The following is a 2,469-nucleotide window of genomic DNA, read 5'->3' as shown; positions in this document are numbered from 1 at the left end:
CAGCGAGCTGCGGGTAGACGCCGACGGATCCGGCCTTGGGCAGGGTGCCGACCTGCGTGTCGACGACGCGGATGCCGGGGGTGCGATCCGCGCCGGGCAGGCTGCCCGAAGCGGGCAGCACGCGCACGGAGCTGAAGCCCTCGTCGGCGCCGAAGTCCGTCTTGATGACGGTCGTGGCGTCAGCATCCGTGCCAGCCTCGATGTGGAAGGCGACGGGACGAGGCAGGAGCGCATGCCCGATGGGCGCGCGGGTCTCCACGAGCCAGTAGTTCTTGCCTGTCTCCAGGGGCGCGGTCACGAAGCGCGACCCACCATCGAGGACGGAGACCGGGTCCCCCGCCAGGGCCTCGTTGTCGTAGATCGCGAAGGCCGCGCCGTCGAGCGGATACGTGCCGTCGTCGTTCGGAGTGCCGACCGGCTGTGTGCCGGCCTTTTCGATGCGGATCGGTCGGGGGCGCGCGGGGGCGCAGGCCTCGTTGTTGGCCTCACCGTCGTGATCGTAGGTGCCCGTCACCGCGTTGTAGAGGCCTCGTCCCGGGGTGAGGCGATCGTTCGACGAGGCACACTCGAGGAGGGCCTCGGAGTACCCGGGGGCGCTCATATCGCGCATGACCTTCATGCGGATGTACCACGTGGAGGAGGCGCCCGGCTCGATGGTGACACCCTCGGTGAGGACATACGAGGAGGCGGCGCCCTGCTCGGTCGCGCTGGCAAGCGCGTCGAGGCTGGTCGCGACGGCCGCGGAGCGAACGGACAGGCCCGGCGCGAAGTTCGGCGTGTCCGTTAGGCGTCCGGTGGTGCCCGCGAGGGCGCCGTCGTTCGTGGCCGTGATGCGGTAGGTGACGGTGATGTCGTCCGTCGTCGCGCCCTCGACCGATTCGAGGTCCTTCTGAATGCGCAGCTTGGGGGCCTGCTCGCGGTTGGTGAAGGTACAGGTGATCGGCAGGGCCGCAGGCGACGAGGCCGGGGCGACCTGGGAGAAGTCCACGCCGCCCGTATCAGCGTCGCGAGTGACGTTCACCCGCTCGCCCACGCCGTTCAGGCACGTCACGTCGACGAGGCTCCACTGCGCGGAGTTCGGGTCATCACTGACCTTCCAGGGGCCGAAACGGCCCTGCGCACCAAAATCCAGGGGGAACCTACCGGCGATGCGCGGGCCGGTCTCGGCGATGATGAACTGAGAGAAGCCCGGCATGAAGGCCCTGTATCCGGAGGTGACCGCCCCGGCCTCGCCGTATGCGGTCGGGGTCAGGTTCGCGTCCTCGAAGGAGTTCCATCCGACGAAGCCGTCGGCAGTCACGCTCGTGGTGAGCGGGGTTCCCGTGGGCGCGGCCCAGTCACCCAGGCCCATCGTCGTGAAGGTGAACGGGGGGATCGCGTCGCCTACCTGCTCGGAGTCCTCGGTGACCGCTTTCGCGACACGCACGTAGCGTTCCTGGCTGAAGGAGCCGTAGAGGCAGCCGAAGGACGCCTGGCTTTCCTTGGTCGTGAAGCTCGAGACCGGAGTCGAGCCAGCGGGCGGGGTGGCGGGGCAGTTGCCGTCCGCGTTGGGCACGAATCCGTAGAGGACGAGTCGGTAGGGGATCCCGTTGACGGTGATCGTCTGGTCCGAGGTGGTCTTGGTTATCGTCAGGACGTCATCCGAGTCGGGGGTCTGGTCGGGCTTGCCTGCCGAACCCGGGTAGTACTGGGGCTGATCCGTGTAGATGTCGTAATTCCCTTTTCCTTCAGCGACTTTCTGGAAGCAATGCCACTTGCCATCGGATCGGGCAAGCGCATAGTAGGGAGCAGTCGACGGGCAGGTACGCGGCGCAGAGGCACGGGAGACCCACTTGTAGGGACCTCCCTTGCGCCGCACGGCCGTCGTATCCGTGTCGTTCGTCGTCTCGTGCTGGTCGAAGGGGAAGGACTCCTCGAGATCGCCGATGCGAATATCGAAGGAGGAGTGCACCCAGTGGATCTGGGAGTAGATGGGGTAGTTGTTGTGGCGCACGGCGCCGATCAGGAAGGTGTTGTTGAGGGGGACTGTCCCCGGGTTGTTCGGCTTGTAGCCGAGGGCGCTCGTCGTCGAGGTCGAGATCGCGTTCGGCGTGTATTCACCGTCGTAGGGGTACTGGTAGTAGGCGGCCATGTGATAGTCCCAGGCGACGCCGCGGGTGACGTAGGACCAGTAGTCGCCGCTCGCCGCCGTGTTCGCGTCGAGCCAGTCCTGGGAGTATCCGCCGCGGTATGCGAGGGAGCGCTGGTTGGGGTCGGAGGAGTTGTAGACCGTCATGCCGGGCACGATACCGAAGTAGGAGTTGTCGGCGACGACGGTGGTGCGGTCCGTGCCGGAGTCGTTGAGGACGGTGGCCCCGATGCGCCCTTGCGAGCGGTTGACGGTGATGGCATCGGCGCCGGGGGTTTCGAGGGGTGCCTCGGCGCGGGCGGCTCCGGGCATGCTCACGAGGCCGGCCAGGGCGAGGCTGG

Annotated in this window: 1 protein-coding gene; it reads right to left on the bottom strand. The window is 67.4% G+C overall.

What is annotated here, in order from left to right; all coding sequences use genetic code 11:
• Positions 1-2,469 (bottom strand): SpaA isopeptide-forming pilin-related protein (locus HMPREF1138_RS11195; protein ID WP_009055530.1); only part of this gene is annotated, 2,469 nt, incomplete at both ends.

Source organism: Actinomyces sp. ICM58 (assembly GCF_000283035.1).
Taxonomy (GTDB): Bacteria; Actinomycetota; Actinomycetes; order Actinomycetales; family Actinomycetaceae; genus Pauljensenia.
Note: the sequence above shows the minus strand (reverse complement) of the source record. Positions and strands in the feature narration are given on the sequence as shown.